Source organism: Bacillus sp. ISL-75 (assembly GCF_018613095.1).
In genome coordinates this window covers 30,520-48,304 of the sequence record NZ_JAGGQX010000016.1, presented here as the reverse complement: position 1 = coordinate 48,304, position 17,785 = coordinate 30,520, and the positions used below count along the sequence as shown (strand labels likewise).

The window sequence follows — 17,785 nt, the reverse complement described above, 5'->3', positions numbered from 1 at the left end:
TTTGCATTTCATTCTATTATTCTTGTTATTCATCGTCTAATCCTTGCATTTTAGCTTGAAAACCCAATGTTGGCGTTTTCTTTCGCTAAGATAGAGACAAGTGAAGTATGAATATAGGAGGTTAGAATAATATGAATGCGGTTTCAATTGTAATTGGTTCGATCTGTATTTTAATGATTGCTTATCGTTTATACGGAACATTCATGGCGGCAAAGGTTTTAAAATTAGATGATTCAAAGCAAACACCGGCACATGAATTAAACGATGGTAAGGACTATGTCCCAACCAATAAATGGGTAACATTTGGTCATCACTTTGCAGCAATCGCTGCGGCAGGCCCGCTTGTAGGTCCAATTCTTGCAGCGCAATTTGGTTACTTGCCTGGTCTGCTCTGGCTGTTGATTGGGGCTGTTATTGGTGGGGCAGTTCATGATGCGGTGGTACTATTTGCATCGATGAGAAAAAAAGGAAAGTCCTTATCAGAAGTAGCGAAGGATGAACTTGGACCTGTTGCAGGTTTTTGTACGGGTCTTGCCATGTTGTTCATTATTACCATCACAATGGCAGGTCTTTCAATGGTTGTTCTTCATGCACTTGAACACAATCCATGGGGAACCTTCTCAGTGGGAATCACGATTCCAATTGCGATGTTTGTTGGGATCGCTTATAAAAAAACCGGCAACTTGAAATTAACATCTACTATAGGTTTTATTCTCGTTATGGTCGGAGTGTTTGTTGGTCCGTCCATTCAAAATACGGTATTAGGTGATTGGCTGACATTAGATACAAAAACATTAGCTATTATTCTACCAATTTACGCTTTCTTTGCAGCAGCGTTGCCAGTATGGCTTTTACTTGCACCACGTGATTACTTGAGCAGCTTTATGAAAATTGGCGTATTTATTGCACTTATCATCGGAGTATTCATTATCAATCCTGCGATTGAGATGCCTGCTTTCACAAAATTCACATCAGGCGGAGGTCCGGTATTAGGTGGTCCTGTATGGCCATTTATCTCAATTACGATTGCCTGTGGAGCGATCTCCGGTTTCCATGCCTTCGTAGGTTCAGGTACGACTCCTAAAATGCTTGATCGTTGGTCTGATATAAAAGTGGTTGGTTTTGGCGCCATGCTTGTAGAATGTGTGGTTGGAATCATGGCATTGATTGCAGCAACAGCCCTTCAGCCTGCAGACTATTTTGCGATTAACTCAACACCTGAAGTCTTTAAAACACTTGGCATGCAAGTGCAGGAGCTGCCGAAACTTGCCAATGAAATTGGCATTAATCTTGAAGGTAGAACCGGTGGTGCGGTGACATTAGCAGTAGGTATGACCTATGTCTTCACAGCCATTCCGTGGTTTGCAAAATTATCATCTTACTTCTTCCAGTTTGTTATTATGTTCGAAGCTGTATTTATCTTAACAGCCATTGACTCTGGAACACGCGTTGCTCGCTATTTAATCCAAGACTTTTTCGGTGAATTCTATAAGCCATTGAAGAAAACAGATTGGCTTCCGGGTTCAATTTTTGCCAGTGCATTAGCATGTTTTATGTGGGGTTACCTACTCTTCTCGGGTGATATTGGCTCCGTTTGGGCGCTGTTTGGTGTTTCTAATCAACTAATGGCATCCATCGGTCTAATTATCGGTGCAACAGTAATACTGAGCATTGCTGATAAACGACGATATATGCTTACATGTTTGGTACCGCTCGCTTATCTCTTTGTAACTGTAAACTATGCGGGCTACTGGATGGTGAAAAATGTTTATTTAAATTCTGAAGCAGCAGGCTATAGTGTTTTAAATGGGGTTTTATCCATCATTATGTTAGTGCTTGGTATGATTATTATGGTGACTGCTATTAGAAAATGGATCACTATGTGGAATTCACCGCGGATTAAGCTTGAAAGAAATGTAGCTTAAAAAAACGAAACAGATTACCTCGGAAGTCAATTTCTTCGAGGAATCTGTTTTTTTGTTATATAGGAAATGAATATTCGTCAAAGTGGGAATTATAATAATTATATCAGAATAGTAGAAACCTTTGAATAAAATGTTTCTGCTAGTTAATTAAAGATTAAGGTGGAGCATTTCCATTACCTTAATTTCCATGGAATAATCTTCAAATAGTTTTATTTTTCGAAAAATATTGCTTTTTTGATAAAATAATTATATTATTTCGATATACATTTTTAGCGAACTGTTTTTTCAGAACATTCCGTCATCATTTCGTGGAGGTAAACCAATGAATTTATTTAGAAAAAAATCAATAAAGGATCTTATACAAGAAGCTGGGCAAAAAGATGTAATTTTAAAGAAAGATTTAGGTGCCTTTGATTTATCCATGCTTGGAATTGGAGCTATTATAGGTACTGGAATATTTGTATTAACTGGTGTAGCAGCAGCAGAACATGCAGGACCCGCACTTATTTTATCTTTTGTTTTATCTGGATTGGCGTGCGTATTTGCTGCCCTATGTTATGCGGAATTCGCTTCCACTGTACCGGTTTCAGGGAGTGCGTATACGTATAGCTACGCTACCTTTGGTGAAATAATTGCTTGGATATTGGGCTGGGATTTAATCCTTGAATACGGGTTCGCATCATCTGCTGTTGCTAGTGGTTGGTCCGGGTATTTACAAGGCCTTCTCGCTGGCTTTGGTATTCATTTTCCTAAAGCAATCACAAGTGCATATGATCCAGCAAACGGCACATTTATCGATGTTCCGGCAATTCTTATCCTAGTAATCATCACGTTGCTATTAACACAGGGTGTTAAGAAATCTGCTCGCTTTAACACGATTATGGTAATTATAAAGTTAGTCGTTGTTTTGTTATTTATCGGTGTGGGCGCTTGGTATGTAAAGCCTTCAAACTGGACGCCATTTATGCCGTTTGGATTTTCAGGTGTGACAGCTGGTGCTGCAACGGTATTCTTTGCTTATATTGGCTTTGATGCCGTATCAACTGCAGCTGAAGAAGTGAGAAATCCGCAAAAGAATATGCCAATTGGTATTATCGTATCTTTACTAGTATGTACGGTTTTATATATTACTGTCTCTGCCATTCTAACAGGAATCGTTCCTTACCAAGAGTTAGGCGTAAAAAACCCAGTTGCATTTGCTCTTAATTATATCCATCAGGATTGGGTGGCTGGTTTTATTTCACTTGGTGCAATTGCAGGTATCACAACAGTATTATTGGTTTTACTTTATGGACAATCTCGTTTATTTTATGCGATTAGCCGTGATGGCCTATTGCCAAAGGTATTTTCAAAAGTTAATAAGAACAAGCAAACACCAATGGTGAATTCATGGATTATTTGTTTACTAGTATCTATTTTTGCAGGTTTAGTTCCATTAAACAAACTTGCAGAACTAACAAATATCGGAACTCTCTTTGCCTTTATGACGGTTTCAGTGGGGATTTTATATCTTCGAAAAAATAAACAAGCACCTAAAACAGGCTTCCGGGTTCCATTTGTACCTTATATTCCAATTCTTGCTTTTGTGTTCTGCGGGTATTTAATTATTCAGTTACCAAAAACAACTTGGATTAGCTTCGGAGTTTGGCTTGTGATCGGACTTTTCGTTTATTTCGGGTATGGGCGTAAACATTCAACCTTGAATAAAACAGTGGATTTGTTGAAAAAAGTTAACTAATTGGATCAAACAAAGAAGGGGCTTACTCTAGGTAAGTCCTTTTTTGTTTGGTTTATCGAAAAATGTCGAAATTTATCACTTTTACAAAAATAATGTAATTTAAACATAAGAAAGATGATAAAATAGGAGCAGGTTTTTTATCTAATTTAATACAAGATGATCAGATTGAGGAGAAAGTAACATGAAAGAAGGCATCAACAATACGAAGCTTTTATTTGAAGAGAGAAAGGCAATAACACTGTTTTTATGGTTATTTTACTTTATGTTTTATTCGTTTGATATTTTCTATAAATATATTAGACCTCACTTAAATGACCAGGAAAGTCAATTTAATACAGAGAGAGTTGGTCTGGGAATTTGGTTATATATATTAATCCTTGCTTTGTTGCCGATTGCTATTTACTTTATTAAAAAGGGAAATCCTTACATTGTTAAATATATCTACATCATTAGCTATATTGGTATTGATATTTTGGACACCCTTTTAGAAATTTTAGGAACGACAGCTTCTTATGCTGCAGGAAATATCGTGGAAGTATTATTTGTTCTATTTAGTCCTATTTTTGTAAATAAAAAATACTTCTGGGTTGTTTCGTTGGGGATGATAGGGAAGGAATTATTGTTAGGAATAATTTTACAAGATTTAAACGTATTAATTCCAACAGTTATCTATGTCATCTTATCAGTGATAGCCTATATTTTAGTGATACGCTTTAATTCCTATATTCAAACCTTGACAACCGTTTACGAAGAACTACGACAAAAAGAAAAGCTGGCTGTTATTGGTCAAATGGCTGCGGCAATCGGCCATGAAATACGTAATCCCCTTTCATCATTAAAGGGCTTTACACAGCTACAGCAGGAACGATATCCAAATACGAACGATTTTTATCCAATTATGATCCAAGAAATAGACCGGATTAATTCAATTGTCAATGATTTGATGTACATTGGCAAACCTAAAGTAATTAAATTTGAAAAAGCAAGTATGGAAGAAGTAATTGCTTATACGTTATCAATCACGCAACAACAAGCTGAGAGACAAGGAGTCACTGTTGAGACCATAATGGCGGGGCCATTACCACCTATTGATTGTGATGAAAAACAATTAAAGCAAGTGTTTATTAATTTGATAAAAAATGCAATCGAAGCAATGCCTGAGGGCGGTAGGATAGAAATACGTGTTAATGTATTAGAAAAACACAGAATGTCCGTTTCAATACAAGATGAAGGGGATGGAATTGCAGATGAGAACATTCTTAATCTTGGAGAACCGTTTTTTACTACAAAAAAGGATGGAACTGGTTTAGGTTTAATGGTTACAAATCAAATCATCAAGGATCACAAAGGTGAAATGAAAATAGATAGTATTATTGATAAAGGAACAAGTGTAATAGTAACATTACCGATACTACAAATAGATAAATAGTTCTACAATTATACAAAATTCATCAAAATAAAGTGTTTCAAGGGTATTCCCGATGATATATAATGTAGAGGAATACTGAAAATTAATAGATTTTGTAATTTCTTATTGTCTGGCTAATGAGATAAAGTCTTTTTTAATCTTTTCCTATAATTATCACAAAATTAGTTAGGCACCTGTGTGTTATACACCTGGAGGATTATATGATACCGAAAGAAGAGCAACGAACCGTAAAATGGTTTCTATTATTTTTTTATATAATTTTGATTGGTTATGATTTTTTTTATTATTATATTTTACCTGTTTTTATATCGGATAAGAAAAGTGGTTTCCCTAGCCACTTTTGGTTTCTCATCTATTTCGTATTATTGATATTGATACCAGTCACAATCTACTTAAATAAGGTGAATAAGCAATATTGGGTTAAATATGTGTTTTTTATAAGTTATGTATTAACTGTTTTTATTGTTGATATTTTAACCTATTACGGTAGTGACATTCATTACTCTAACGGGAATGTGGTAGAAGTGTTTTTGATTTTATCATTGCCGCTTTTCCTTAGTAGAAGATTTTTTTGGACAGTCAGTCTAGGTATTATTACAAAATACATTTTAACTGGAATGATATTAAATCTCTCATATGTTGCTATTGCGAGTATATTAATTGTTATTTTATCTGCTATGTCATACTATTTATTAGCCCGTTTTCAAGGATATGTTCGAGCGATTAGTGCTTTGTATGACAACCAGTTACAGGGAATTGTAAAAGGTGTTATTGCCACGCTAGAATTGAAAGATCCATACACAAGGGGACATAGTGAACGTGTTGCTAGCTATGCCTTATTATTAGTCCAAGAATTAGGTGGATATTCAAAAGAAGAACAAAAATCTTTCTATTATGCATGTTTATTACATGATATTGGCAAAGTTCATATTCCCGATCAAATATTAATGAAACCAGGGAAACTAACAAACGAGGAATATGAAATCATAAAATCCCATCCCGTGGTCGGTGCTGATGCCGTAAAGGATGTGGAGGGAATAAGCGACAGTATCTGTGTCATCCGTTCACATCATGAGCGCTGGGATGGTAAAGGCTATCCTAATCAATTTAAAGAGGAAGAAATTCCTTTATTAGCCAGGGTTACTGCAATCGCAGATTCTTTTGATGCAATGACCTCTTCACGATCATATCGAGCAGCAATGCCGGTTGAAGAAGCTTATCAAAGAATAATTGAGGGAAAGGGTTCACAATTTGATCCAATGTTGGTTGATGTATTTAAAAGGGTCTACCCAGCATGGGTCAAATTTCATGAAAAATATCCATGGACAAAAAAGTGGGAATTACTTAAGGAGGTAGAATGATGAAAATTCGTAAGCTAAAGAAAGTAAAAACAACATGTTGGTGGTGTTCTTGGGTAGGATATACACCATGATTGAATGGGATGCTAGCGTTAAGCTATGCATCCTTCTTTAATGGTAATTAATTTATAAGGTAAAGGGTGTTAAAATGAGGCTTACACTCGATTCGATTCTTTCGTTAGTTCCAATCAATGTTCACAGAGATAAAAAAAACTATATTGTTGAAGATAATGCATCTGGTGACTTCTATGAGATGCCTGTGGTATGCATTGAAGCAATCAAAATGATTAATAATGGACTGAAATTAGAGGAAATTGAAAAATTCTTAATAGAAAAGTATCCTAATGAAGAAATTGACTTGATTAATTTTGCCGAACAACTACTTGAGTTGAAGTTAGTTGCAAAAATTAATGGGGCAAACATTGATAGTGAGATAAAGAAAGAGAAAAATATATCCTTAGGTTTTTTATGGATTTCTCCCAAAATAGGAAATTTCTTTTTTAATAAGTATTCTTACCCTTTGTATATTGTTTTATTTGTATTAAATATCCTCCTTTTTATAATGAATCCCACTTTATTTCCTCAGCATGAAGACATATTTGTGTTTGATGTTATGGTTCTGAATGTCTTTTTGTGGATGACGTTTACGTTTCTTCTCGTGCTAATCCATGAGTTTGGTCATATTTTGGCCATGAGAGCACACAATCTTCCAACAAAAGTAAATGTTGGACACCGTCTGTTTTTTGTAGTCCTTGAAACGGATATGTCGTCGGTTTGGAAATTAGCACCTAAAGACAGAAATATTCTTTTTTTAGCAGGTATTTGTTTTGATACAGTCCTCCTTTTTATGGCCCTTATATATTTGTTTATGTTTCCAAACGGACCAGAGCTTGTCATCGGTTTGATGAGCCTTGCTGTTTTTGATATCGTTTTGAGGATAATCTTTCAATGCTGTTTTTATATGAAAACTGACCTATATTTTGTCTTTGAAAATATGTCCGGCTGCTACAATCTAATGGAAAATGCACTTCAGACAATTTTAAAGCGACTTCCATTTTTAAAAATCAAAATGCAGGAAGACGTTGTCTTTTCTGGCGAGAGAAAAACGATTTTCATTTATTCTATTTTTTATTTGCTAGGGATTGCAGTAACCATTGCTCTATATTCGATTTATTATATCCCGGAAGTTTCTCATGCAGGAAAACAGCTACTTCCTGGTTTTGTAAAGGGTCCAACAAGTCTTGCTTTCTGGGATGCAGTAGTTTTCTCACTTCAGGTCTCAATCTTCCTGCTGTTACTTTTGTATTCCTGGCGAAAAAAGTACACTCAAAGATAGGTCTTAATACTAGATGTGACAAACATTTGTCTAAAATAATATTTCTAAGGGTTTTTCCCTTCCATGATAGGGGAACTCCCTGATATTTATAACACCACCGTTTTTCTTACAATAAGAGTAAGAAAAACGGTGGTGTTATTTTTTTAGGAGGGACTAGAGGATGCAATCAAATATTGCTACAAATAAAAAAACAGGAAGCTCGGTCAATGATGCCTTTGCTTCACATTTTGCTAAATCAATGTTTTTAACTATTGCCGGACTGGCCATTTTAACGTTTATTGGCACAAGAATGTTCACGCACGTTGACTTGAATCTTTATGGATATATGGTTGGAACAATCGTCTTTATCGGCGGATTTTTCTACCGCTTTATTGCTTGGGGCGAGAGACCACCGACCAAGATTTTTATTAAAAAAGGCTTGAAGCTTTTATTTCGAAAAAGTACTCCGAAAACGGCTGTTAATCATTTAGCCATTTACGATTTTATCCGAAATCGCGGGATTTACCGATGGGTACAGCATATTTTAATCGGTTGTGGCTGTGTCCTTGCGTGCTTGGTGACCTTTCCGCTCGTATTCAGCTGGATGTATTTTACGATGGAAGACAATGGTTACTATACGATCGTGTTATTTGGAATGAACGTCATGCAGGTTAAAGCCGAAGGAATTATTGCATGGTTCTCCTATAATGCACTGAATATTGCAGCTATCATGGTGACTGCGGGTGTGTGCATGGCACTTTACCGTCGCTTAGGTAACATGCAGGCGAGAGCAGAACAAAAATTCATGTATGATTTTTTACCACTTTATCTATTGTTATTTATCTCTGTAACCGGGCTTTTACTAACCTTTCAAAACATTGTCATGCATGGCTGGATGCAGCCGCAAATGTCACTGATTCACCAATTTTCCGTAATCGTCACGTTAATTTATCTACCGTTTGGAAAGTTAGCACATATTCCATTCCGTCCAATGAGTGTATTCGCAAGAAATTACCGTGAACATTATGCTGAGCAGCAAATGAAGAAATGTAAGGTGTGCGGCGATCATTTTGTATCAGTGGAACAATCTAGTGATGTTATTCAAGTATTAGGCGCTAACGAGATCGATTTCAATATGCAAGATGGCTTTAATCTTGCTGAACTATGCCTGCCATGTCGCAGAAAATATAGAATTTCAAGATTCTCAGGCTTCGCAACTCATCAAGTGAAGGTCAAGGAGGCAAACCAGAATGCAAAAGGATAATTTTCGAAACCCAAGAGATAAATTTTTCAAAGAAGTCGAAAATGTTCGTCATCCGAATGAAACGCTCGTAAAAACGCATTGCAGTTATTGCGGGATGCAATGCGGGATGAATTTACGGGTAAATACAAAAACAAATAAAATAATTGGGGTGGAGCCTCGATATGACTGGCCAGTAACCGTTGGAAAAATGTGTCCCAAAGGGGTTACTGCTTACCAGCAAACCAACCATGATGATCGGATTTTAAAACCACTAATTCGTGATGATGCATCACTAAAGGGAACAAAAGATGGATTTCGTGAGGCAACCTGGGATGAAGCCTATGATTTAATCGTGAAAAAATTTCAAGAGCTTCAAAAAAATTATGGTAAGGATTCGCTTAGTGTCTATAGCGGTGTTTCGATGACAAACGAAAAGTGTTATTTATCTGGAAAGTTTGCCCGTGTAGGCTTACAGACTCGTTACATTGATTACAACGGCCGATTCTGTATGGCAAGTGCCGCAGGTGGCTTTCTGAGATCCCTTGGAGTCGACCGAGGATCAACCCTGCCTTGGACCGATCTTCATGAAACGGATTGCTTGTTTATTGCAGGAAGCAATACAGCAGAATGTCACCCAACTTCCATGTTCCGAGTGTGGGCAGTCCAGGAAAGAGGAGGCTACTTAATTGTAGCAGACCCGCGAGAGACACCGATTGCCAGGAGAGCAGATGTTCACTTAGATTTAAGACCTGGAACAGACTTAGCCCTTGCCAATGGAATTCTAAACTTACTTATTCAAAATGGCTATGCGGATGAAGAATTCGTAAATAACCATACAAATGGCTTTGAAGAAACAAAAGAATTGGTAAAAGAATTTACACCAGAATATACGAGTGAGCTTACTGGGGTTGCACCAGAAAAAATCATTCGTGCAGCAGAAATCTATGGTAAAGCACCAAATGCCATTGTCATGTTTGCACGAGGAATTGAGCAACAGCATAAAGGTGTTGATAACGTATCCGCATACACAAACATGGCCTTAGTCACAGGGAAAATTGGCCGCCCGAAAGCAGGAGTTGCTACATTTACTGGTCAAGGGAACGGTCAAGGCGGCCGCGAGCACGGACAAAAAGCAGATGCTCTTCCTGGTTATCGTAAAATCACAAATCCAGAGCACGTGAAGGCAGTTGCGAAAGTGTGGGGAATTGAGCCCGAAGAAATGCCAAAAGAGGGTGTATCTGCTTATGAAATGTTTGGATTAATGGAGCAGAAAACAATTCGTGGGTTGTACCTGCTTTGCTCTAATCCAGCCGTATCGGCTCCAAACTTAAATTATGTACGTGAACAAATGAAAAATCTGGACTTTATGGTGTGTGCAGACTTTTACTTATCGGAATCAGCAGAGTTTGCGGATGTAATCCTTCCAACGACAACTTGGTCTGAAGACGAAGGAACAGTAACAAACCTTGAAGGACGTTGTATTAAAATTAACAAGGCACAAGAACCGCTGGGAGAATCGAAACCAGATTGGCAAATCCAAGTGGAATTATGTGAGCGTCTAGGCAGAGGAAAATACTTCTCACATTTAAAAACAGCAAGCGATGTTGGGGATGAATTCCGTTTAGCTTCTAAAGGCGGCTATGCCGATTACTATGGTATCACATGGGATAAAATCGAAAAGCAAGACGGTGTCTTTTGGCCATGTAAAGACGAAAATGATCCAGGAACACCCCACATGTTCTTAGATAAAAAGTTCTATCATCCAGATGGAAAGGCAAAAATTTGTGCCTTGCCATATCGTCCGCCGGCTGAAGAGCCAGATGAGGAATATCCATTACGCTTAACAACAGGACGTGTCGTCTATCATTATCTTTCTGGAAACCAAACCCGCCGAATCCAATTCTTGCGCGATATGTGCCCAGAGCCGTATGTAGAAGTACATCCAGAAACAGCTGCTAAATATAACATTGAACACGAAGAATTTGTTCGCCTCTTTACTCGTAGGGGTGAAGCGGAGTATCAAGTGAAAATCACTGAAGCCATTCGAAAAGATACAGTATTTGTTCCCTACCATTTTGGTCACGATAAATCTATTAATCTATTAACAATTGCAGCGCTTGATCCTATGTCACGGATGCCGGAATTCAAAGCGTGTGCCGCTCAGATTGAAAAACTAGAAATGAAGAAGGTGCAGTAAATGAAAAAGAGGCTATATCTCGAACTTGAAAACTGTATAGGGTGCCGCTCCTGTTTGGCGGCTTGTACACAGTGCGGAGGGCATGAGGAACGTAACCGTAACTATGTTTACGATGTGAATCCGCTTGTTAACCGTCAAACGATGCCTCTGATGTGCCTTCACTGTGTGAATCCAGCTTGTGCAAGAAGCTGTCCAGCGCAGGCGATCCAAATCCATGAAACGGGTGCCGTGCTCTCGGCTCTAGTGGAAAAGTGCATTGGCTGCCAAAACTGTACAATTGCTTGCCCGTATGGAATACCGAAGTTTGATACTGAGCAAAATTTAATGTACAAGTGCGATCTTTGTATCGACCGTACAAAGGATGGCATCCCGCCAATGTGTGCAAGTGTTTGCCCGTCTAATACATTACAATGGCTGACAGATGAAGAAATTGAAGCGAAACAAAAGCAATTTAACTTAGATAACGGTAAATGGGTAACAAGTATGCCTTATTTAGAAGGCGAAACAAATGTAAAAGTGAATCTTCCTGGTATCCTGCAGGGCGTCACTAAATTGTTTTAGGAGGGATTCGCATGACAGATAAAAATAATAAAATCCCGTTCAAAGAAGATAATTACACACATAATATAAACCGCAATAATGAAAGAAAGCTCGATCGACGCGGATTTATGAAAACACTAGTTGGTGCGGCAGGTGTTTTCGCTGTTTCTTCACTTCCTTGGGGAGCCTTGGCTGCCAAAGAATTAACAGGATTGGGCGATAAAAAATATCCAAAGCAAAAAATTACCGATGTTAAATCTCTGCCTATCGGAGATGCAGTAGACTTTGCTTTTCCTGGTGAACATGATAGTGCTATTTTAATTAGACTCTCCGAAAATAAATATGTAGCCTACCAAAATGCGTGCACCCACTTAAGATGCCCTGTGTTTTGGAAAAAGGATGAGGGAGAAATGCTTTGCCCTTGCCACCACGGAAAATTCGATGTCGAAACCGGTGCGCCGATTGCCGGTCCACCGAGACGTCCGCTTCCTAAAATTTATGTGAAAGTAGAAAATGGTGTGGTTTATGCCGTGGGGGTGAAACGTTATGAAGCGTAGTTATTTGCCAGTTGCGTTACTTTTAGCCGTTTTGATGTTAAACATTATCTTTACACAATATATGGTCCATCAATACTTCTATGAAAACTATACTAATACAATAATTGCTGCAGTCATTAACGTTATTTTATTTCCAGTCGCATTCCTTATTTATAAAAAAGGTGTGAATATCAATGACTAGTGAAACCTATATTGATTTTTGTTTTGTCCGGCCAGAAGCAGGCGGCTTTAGCCATGAAATTAATGAGTTATTGAAGACCACTTTTTCGAAAAAGCGCCTAAATTGGTTTCTTGAGGAAAAAACACTCGATGGGGCAGAGATGGTCAATGCTGAAATAAAAGGAATGAGTGACTGGGGTTCTGAAGAAGAAACGATTCAATTCATCGAGGAAAATGCCGTTGAGAAGTTTTGGGAGTATTTGCAGGGCTTTAAGATGTTCATCTATCCTGTGAAGAGAGGATGTAACAGCTGTGGAACTCATTAAATTAGATGACTTGAACAAATTTGTGGGTGTGCCGGTAGCAATTGCGATTCAAGATGCGGATGGCGGAGATCAGGCGCCAGCTGTGAAGAAAACCATAAAAAAGGTGCAGTTCTGTCCTGATGGAACCCATATCCGCTTTTATTTTGATGATTTTTATTTTCTTGCGGTACCGATTTCTTGTCGAGTAAGTCAGATGGATGGACAATGGTCGGCTTTTGATTCGGAGAGCGGCTTAACGTATACTGTAAAAAAGGTACAGGTCTTTTAAAAAAGAACCTGCCTTTTTTTTATAATCGGAGGTGCGGGATGGATGTATTTAATTCAAAACAGCAGATTAGTTCTTATATTATTCATTCCCAAGAGGAAGAAATAAAACGGATTGCCATAGAGCTGCACGAAGGTGTTGGACAAAATCTATATAGTATTTTAACAGGCTTGCAGTTTATTGAATCAGGTGCAAAAGAGCCGCATATGAAAAGTTATGCCCGCGAAATGTCGCAATTGATTGAAAAGACCATTCAAGAAATTAGGCTTCATTCGGTTGAATTGCATCCGCCTACCCTAACTACTCTTGGTTTACTACCAGCCATGAGGAGCTATATTAAGTTATATACATCCACGTTTGGGATCCTTGTGGATTTAGATTCAACGGGTGAAGAAAAGTGGATATCTGAAAAAAATAGGATCACTGTATTTCGTGTATGCCAGGAGGCACTTGCCAATATTGCCAAGTATGCAGATACATCCAATGTAAAAATGAATTTTATTTGGTCAGAGCAAGAGCTGAAAATTTCCATTTATGATTTCGGCAGAGGGTTTCAACAGGACGAAAACGATTTCATTAATCCTTCATCAGGTATTGCGGCCATGAAAGAACGAATGCTTCTGACTGGCGGACGGTGTACCATTTCTTCTAAAATAGGAGAAGGAACATCCATAGTGCTAGCCCTTCCGTTAGTAAATAGGGATTAAAGGGGAGTTAAGAGTGATAAAGATTCTGTTGGTTGATGATCATGCCGTAGTTAGAATGGGTTTAAAAATGCTTTTGAACACAAATCCTGAAATGGAAGTAATTGGTGAAGCATCAGAAGGCAATGAAGGAATCAAAAAAGCCTTGAAGTTAAAACCGGATGTCGTGGTCATGGATTTAAGTATGCCACATGGAAAAGACGGCTTGTCGGCAACGACCGAATTAAAAAAGCTAAGGCCGGAAATAAATATTTTGATCCTCACGATGCATGATGATGAAGAATACCTTTTTCGAGCAATTCAAGGGGGAGCTTCAGGCTGTATCTTAAAAAGCGCCCCACATGATGAACTAATGTCAGCAATCGAATCAGTTGCAGTCGGGGATGCCTATTTACATCCATCTGCACAGAAGCGATTGATGGAAGAATATTTGAGCAGCGTAAAACAAGATGGGAATGATACGTATAATCTTTTATCCGAGCGGGAGAAAGAAGTTCTAACACTTATTGCTAAAGGGTATTCCAATAAGGAAATTGCTGAACAGCTGGTAATCAGTGTAAAAACGGTCGAAACCCATAAAGGTAACTTGATGGAGAAACTTCAGATGAAAACCAGACCTGAGTTAGTGGAATACGCAGTTAGGAAAGGTTTATTAGGTTATGGTATTTAAGGAGAGTTACTTGGGATGAAAGAGATTATGGAACTGCAAGAGGTTATCAAGGTTTGCGACAGTCTTATGGCTGTGGTAGGCTGCGAATTTGTAGCCTTGGCGTTGCAAAATGAAGTGGGCCCGGATGTTAGGTGGCATTATGCATCCGCTAATTTAAATGATAAATACAAAAGAATAACCGTCCGGTTCGGTAAAGGGATCGCGGGAAAAATAATCTCAAGCGGCAGTCCGATGATGATAACAGATTTTCCGAATGGAGTTATCGGAAAAGTAACAGATTATCCAATTATGCTTGCTGAAAAACTTGTTTCCTCCTATGCCGTCCCTTTATTTTTTAATACTGTTCCAAAAGGAGTTTTGCTCATTGGTAATAGGAGAACCACAACGTTTACTGAACAAGATCAGCAGTATGTAAGAGAATCCGCTCAAGCCATGGAACAGATATTAAAGGAGCAGATACTATGAAAGATGCAGGGGGATGCTAATGGACAAGAAAATGGACCAGCCTGCAAATAATCTCGCAGACCTTGAGATAGAATTAAAAAAATCGATGCAAGAATTGATAGATATAAAGTTTGCGCTCGATGAATCTTCTATTGTTGCCATCACAGATTCTCGGGGGATGATTACATATGTAAATGATCAATTTTGTCATATCTCGAAATATTCCAGGGAAGAACTGCTGGGTCAAGATCATCGAATTGTGAATTCCAGGTACCATTCAAAAGAATTTTTTAAAAAAATGTGGAGAACAATTGGTTCCGGTGAAGTCTGGAAAGGTGAAATTTGTAACAGGGCAAAAGATGGTACAAATTATTGGATGGATACCACGATTGTCCCTTTTTTAAATGAAAAAGGAAAGCCTTATCAATACTTAGCGATTCGTTATGAGATCACCGAGCGAAAGCGAGTCGAACGAGAACTTCAAAACATGATGACAACCATCATCAATGTTCAAGAAGAAGAACGTAAGCGCTTGTCACGTAATTTACACGATGGTATCGGTCAAAACCTTTATAGTCATTTAATAACGATCAATAGACTCCTTGCCGAAATGGATCATCCGCTTCTTTCACAGATGCAAACAGAAGCAACCCAGTTAATCGAAGAAATCCGCGAAATCTCATGGGAGCTGCGGCCGTCGGTCCTGGATGACTTAGGTTTAGTACCAGCCATTCGCTCATTTCTATCACGTTACTCTGACCACTATAATATTGATGTTTATTTTGAATGCGTGTTAAACCGCCGCTTGAACATCAGCATTGAACTTACGATTTACCGGATTATTCAGGAGGCGCTAACAAATATCCGAAAATATGCAGAAGTTACCGAAGCAACAGTGACTGTTAGAGAGCTGGATGATATCGTCAGGGTGATGGTTGAGGATAAAGGAAAGGGTTTTGAGATTAAAAATCAATCCGTGGGTGTAGGTTTGTTTAGTATGGATGAGCGTGCTCGCTCTGTCGGAGGAGAACTATTTATTAGTTCTTCCCCTGGGATGGGAACCAAACTTATCTTAGAAGTACCCATCTCTATTATAGAATAGAAAAAGAACCAGGCAATGTTTTGCGCCTGGTTCTTTACTGTTATATTTTAAAAGAACTTTTTAAGGAAACAATCCTGTTAAATACTAACTTATCGACTGTCGTTTCTTTGGGATCGACGTTGAAGTAACCGTGTCTAAAGAATTGGAATTTTTCCTGCGGTCTGCTTTCCTTCATGTTTGGTTCTACAAAACCTTGTAACACCTCAAGTGAATGTGGATTAACGTTATCAAGGAAGGATTTTTCAGCCCCGTCAGCTTCATCAGCTGTATCCAAAATAAGCGGCTCATAAAGTCGGAATTCAGCAGGAACTGCATGGGCTGCTTCCACCCAATGAATGGTTCCTTTTACTTTTCTGCCAGTAAAACCTGTACCACTTTTTGTTTCAGGGTCATAGGTACAGCGCAGTTCGACGACCTTACCATTTGGATCTTTGACAACTTCTTCACATTTAATGAAATAAGCGTTTTTAAGGCGGACCTCGTTGCCTGGGAATAGACGGAAATACTTCTTAGGTGGTTCCTCCATGAAGTCGTCTTGTTCAATATAGATTTCACGAGAGAATGGAATTTTCCTTGATCCCATCTCAGGATTTTCTGAATTGACTTCGGCATCAAGCAATTCAATTTGTCCTTCTGGATAATTCGTGATGACTACCTTTAATGGGTTGATTACACCCATGGTACGAGGTGCTTTTAATTTCAAATCTTCACGGACAAAATGTTCAAGCATTTGTGAATCAACTGCACCTGAACCCTTATGAACGCCAGTTTCACTGACAAAAGCACGAATCGATTCTGGTGTAAATCCTTTTCTTCTCATCCCGGAAATCGTCGGCATACGCGGATCATCCCAGCCATCAACAAATCCCTCGTCAACCAATTGCTTCAGCTTTCGTTTACTCATCACAGTATTGGTTACATTTAAGCGGCCAAATTCAATTTGTTGTGGGATGCTTTCCATTTCACAGTTTTCAACAATCCAATTATAAAGGGGGCGTTGATCCTCAAATTCAATCGTACAGATCGAATGAGTTACCCCTTCAATCGCATCTTCGAGTGGATGAGCAAATGCGTACATTGGATAAATGCACCATTTATCGCCCGTGTTATGATGTGTTGCATGAGCAATACGGTAAATAACAGGATCACGTAAATTAATATTTGCTGATGACATATCAATCTTTGCCCGCAGGACCTTTTTACCGTTGTCGTACATACCATTTCGCATATTTTCAAATAATTCAAGGTTTTCTTCTATGGAGCGATCGCGATAGGGGCTATTTTTGCCGGGCGCGGTAAGTGTTCCACGGTATTCACGAATTTCATCCGCTGACAGGTCATCAACATAGGCTAATCCTTTTTTAATTAAAAGAACTGCTCTCCTAAACATTTCTTCAAAATAATTCGATGCAAATAATAAGTTATCCCATTCAAAGCCTAACCATTTTACATCTTCTTTGATCGAATTTACATATTCGATATCTTCCTTTAACGGATTCGTATCGTCAAAGCGTAAATTGGTAAGCCCGTTAAATTCATCTGCCAAGCCGAAGTTGATTACAATCGATTTTGCATGTCCGATATGTAAATAACCGTTTGGCTCTGGCGGGAACCGAGTGACGATTTTGTTGTGCTTTCCGGACTCCAAATCTTTTATCATAATATCTTTAATAAAATTTGATGTATGATTTTCCACCCTTTTCAACCTCTTTCATTCTTAACTACTACTTTATAAATAACATAAATAATGATATTTTTCCATTGTTCCCTACAATTCATGTGAAAAACACACATAAAATGGAATGTTTGCTCA

17 protein-coding genes are annotated in these 17,785 nt (G+C 38.3%); 16 read left to right on the top strand and 1 reads right to left on the bottom strand.

What is annotated here, in order from left to right:
• Window positions 1–131 precede the first annotated feature (131 nt).
• The 16 genes from cstA (at window position 132) to J7E63_RS06965 (ending at window position 15,972) form a co-directional block, all read left to right on the top strand.
• On the top strand, window positions 132–1,925 hold the full coding sequence (gene cstA / locus J7E63_RS07040) for a carbon starvation protein CstA (RefSeq protein WP_215010804.1): 1,794 nt from the start codon (window positions 132–134) through the stop codon (window positions 1,923–1,925).
• A 322-nt stretch (window positions 1,926–2,247) separates the two neighbouring features.
• The gene (gene bcaP / locus J7E63_RS07035; RefSeq protein ID WP_215010803.1) at window positions 2,248–3,663 is read left to right on the top strand and encodes a branched-chain amino acid transporter BcaP; all 1,416 of its coding nucleotides are present in this window, start codon (window positions 2,248–2,250) and stop codon (window positions 3,661–3,663) included.
• Window positions 3,664–3,844: 181 nt separating this feature from the next.
• Window positions 3,845–5,092 carry an ATP-binding protein gene (locus J7E63_RS07030; RefSeq protein ID WP_215010802.1) on the top strand — a complete coding sequence of 416 codons (1,248 nt, stop codon included), beginning with the start codon at window positions 3,845–3,847 and terminating at the stop codon, window positions 5,090–5,092.
• Between the two features lie 200 nt (window positions 5,093–5,292).
• Window positions 5,293–6,453: an HD-GYP domain-containing protein gene (locus J7E63_RS07025; protein ID WP_215010801.1), complete on the top strand. Its 1,161-nt coding sequence runs from the start codon at window positions 5,293–5,295 to the stop codon at window positions 6,451–6,453.
• Window positions 6,454–6,598: 145 nt separating this feature from the next.
• Entirely contained in the window at window positions 6,599–7,786 is a 1,188-nt protein-coding gene (locus J7E63_RS07020; protein WP_215010800.1) for a hypothetical protein, read from the top strand.
• 160 nt (window positions 7,787–7,946) lie between these two features.
• Window positions 7,947–9,029: a hypothetical protein gene (locus tag J7E63_RS07015; protein WP_215010799.1), complete on the top strand. Its 1,083-nt coding sequence runs from the start codon at window positions 7,947–7,949 to the stop codon at window positions 9,027–9,029.
• A complete protein-coding gene (locus J7E63_RS07010) occupies window positions 9,016–11,205 on the top strand; it encodes a molybdopterin oxidoreductase family protein (protein ID WP_215010798.1) in 2,190 nt (729 codons plus the stop codon). Before J7E63_RS07015 ends, J7E63_RS07010 begins: the two co-directional genes overlap by 14 nt.
• Complete coding sequence (locus J7E63_RS07005) at window positions 11,206–11,766, top strand: 4Fe-4S dicluster domain-containing protein (protein WP_007086371.1); 561 nt, start codon at window positions 11,206–11,208, stop codon at window positions 11,764–11,766.
• Window positions 11,767–11,777: 11 nt separating this feature from the next.
• Window positions 11,778–12,302, top strand: a complete 525-nt coding sequence (locus J7E63_RS07000) for a QcrA and Rieske domain-containing protein (protein WP_215010797.1) — start codon at window positions 11,778–11,780, stop codon at window positions 12,300–12,302.
• Window positions 12,292–12,483 carry a hypothetical protein gene (locus tag J7E63_RS06995; RefSeq protein WP_214715297.1) on the top strand — a complete coding sequence of 64 codons (192 nt, stop codon included), beginning with the start codon at window positions 12,292–12,294 and terminating at the stop codon, window positions 12,481–12,483. The genes J7E63_RS07000 and J7E63_RS06995 overlap by 11 nt, the downstream gene beginning before the upstream one ends.
• Window positions 12,476–12,787: a hypothetical protein gene (locus J7E63_RS06990; protein WP_215010796.1), complete on the top strand. Its 312-nt coding sequence runs from the start codon at window positions 12,476–12,478 to the stop codon at window positions 12,785–12,787. The genes J7E63_RS06995 and J7E63_RS06990 overlap by 8 nt, the downstream gene beginning before the upstream one ends.
• On the top strand, window positions 12,774–13,055 hold the full coding sequence (locus J7E63_RS06985; RefSeq protein ID WP_215010795.1) for a hypothetical protein: 282 nt from the start codon (window positions 12,774–12,776) through the stop codon (window positions 13,053–13,055). Before J7E63_RS06990 ends, J7E63_RS06985 begins: the two co-directional genes overlap by 14 nt.
• Before the next feature lie 38 nt (window positions 13,056–13,093).
• Window positions 13,094–13,759 carry a sensor histidine kinase gene (locus tag J7E63_RS06980; protein ID WP_215010794.1) on the top strand — a complete coding sequence of 222 codons (666 nt, stop codon included), beginning with the start codon at window positions 13,094–13,096 and terminating at the stop codon, window positions 13,757–13,759.
• A 13-nt stretch (window positions 13,760–13,772) separates the two neighbouring features.
• On the top strand, window positions 13,773–14,426 hold the full coding sequence (locus J7E63_RS06975) for a response regulator (RefSeq protein WP_308161922.1): 654 nt from the start codon (window positions 13,773–13,775) through the stop codon (window positions 14,424–14,426).
• Window positions 14,427–14,441: 15 nt separating this feature from the next.
• The gene (locus J7E63_RS06970) at window positions 14,442–14,891 is read left to right on the top strand and encodes a GAF domain-containing protein (RefSeq protein WP_215010793.1); all 450 of its coding nucleotides are present in this window, start codon (window positions 14,442–14,444) and stop codon (window positions 14,889–14,891) included.
• Between the two features lie 19 nt (window positions 14,892–14,910).
• Window positions 14,911–15,972, top strand: a complete 1,062-nt coding sequence (locus J7E63_RS06965; protein ID WP_251033405.1) for a PAS domain-containing sensor histidine kinase — start codon at window positions 14,911–14,913, stop codon at window positions 15,970–15,972.
• Between the two features lie 40 nt (window positions 15,973–16,012).
• Here the strand turns inward: J7E63_RS06965 and J7E63_RS06960 are convergent, their stop codons facing one another.
• Window positions 16,013–17,668 (bottom strand): glutamine--tRNA ligase/YqeY domain fusion protein, encoded by a 1,656-nt coding sequence (locus J7E63_RS06960; protein WP_215010792.1) that lies wholly within the window; start codon window positions 17,666–17,668, stop codon window positions 16,013–16,015.
• Between the last annotated feature and the right edge of the window lie 117 nt (window positions 17,669–17,785).

Coding starts and splice junctions, on each gene's coding strand:
- J7E63_RS07000 (WP_215010797.1), top strand. CDS start 11,778: ATGACAGATAAAAATAATAAAATCCCGTTCAAAGAAGATAATTACACA.
- J7E63_RS07005 (WP_007086371.1), top strand. CDS start 11,206: ATGAAAAAGAGGCTATATCTCGAACTTGAAAACTGTATAGGGTGCCGC.
- J7E63_RS07025 (WP_215010801.1), top strand. CDS start 5,293: ATGATACCGAAAGAAGAGCAACGAACCGTAAAATGGTTTCTATTATTT.
- J7E63_RS06990 (WP_215010796.1), top strand. CDS start 12,476: ATGACTAGTGAAACCTATATTGATTTTTGTTTTGTCCGGCCAGAAGCA.
- J7E63_RS07015 (WP_215010799.1), top strand. CDS start 7,947: ATGCAATCAAATATTGCTACAAATAAAAAAACAGGAAGCTCGGTCAAT.
- J7E63_RS06970 (WP_215010793.1), top strand. CDS start 14,442: ATGAAAGAGATTATGGAACTGCAAGAGGTTATCAAGGTTTGCGACAGT.
- J7E63_RS06965 (WP_251033405.1), top strand. CDS start 14,911: ATGGACAAGAAAATGGACCAGCCTGCAAATAATCTCGCAGACCTTGAG.
- bcaP (WP_215010803.1), top strand. CDS start 2,248: ATGAATTTATTTAGAAAAAAATCAATAAAGGATCTTATACAAGAAGCT.
- J7E63_RS06995 (WP_214715297.1), top strand. CDS start 12,292: ATGAAGCGTAGTTATTTGCCAGTTGCGTTACTTTTAGCCGTTTTGATG.
- J7E63_RS06980 (WP_215010794.1), top strand. CDS start 13,094: ATGGATGTATTTAATTCAAAACAGCAGATTAGTTCTTATATTATTCAT.
- cstA (WP_215010804.1), top strand. CDS start 132: ATGAATGCGGTTTCAATTGTAATTGGTTCGATCTGTATTTTAATGATT.
- J7E63_RS07020 (WP_215010800.1), top strand. CDS start 6,599: ATGAGGCTTACACTCGATTCGATTCTTTCGTTAGTTCCAATCAATGTT.
- J7E63_RS07030 (WP_215010802.1), top strand. CDS start 3,845: ATGAAAGAAGGCATCAACAATACGAAGCTTTTATTTGAAGAGAGAAAG.
- J7E63_RS07010 (WP_215010798.1), top strand. CDS start 9,016: ATGCAAAAGGATAATTTTCGAAACCCAAGAGATAAATTTTTCAAAGAA.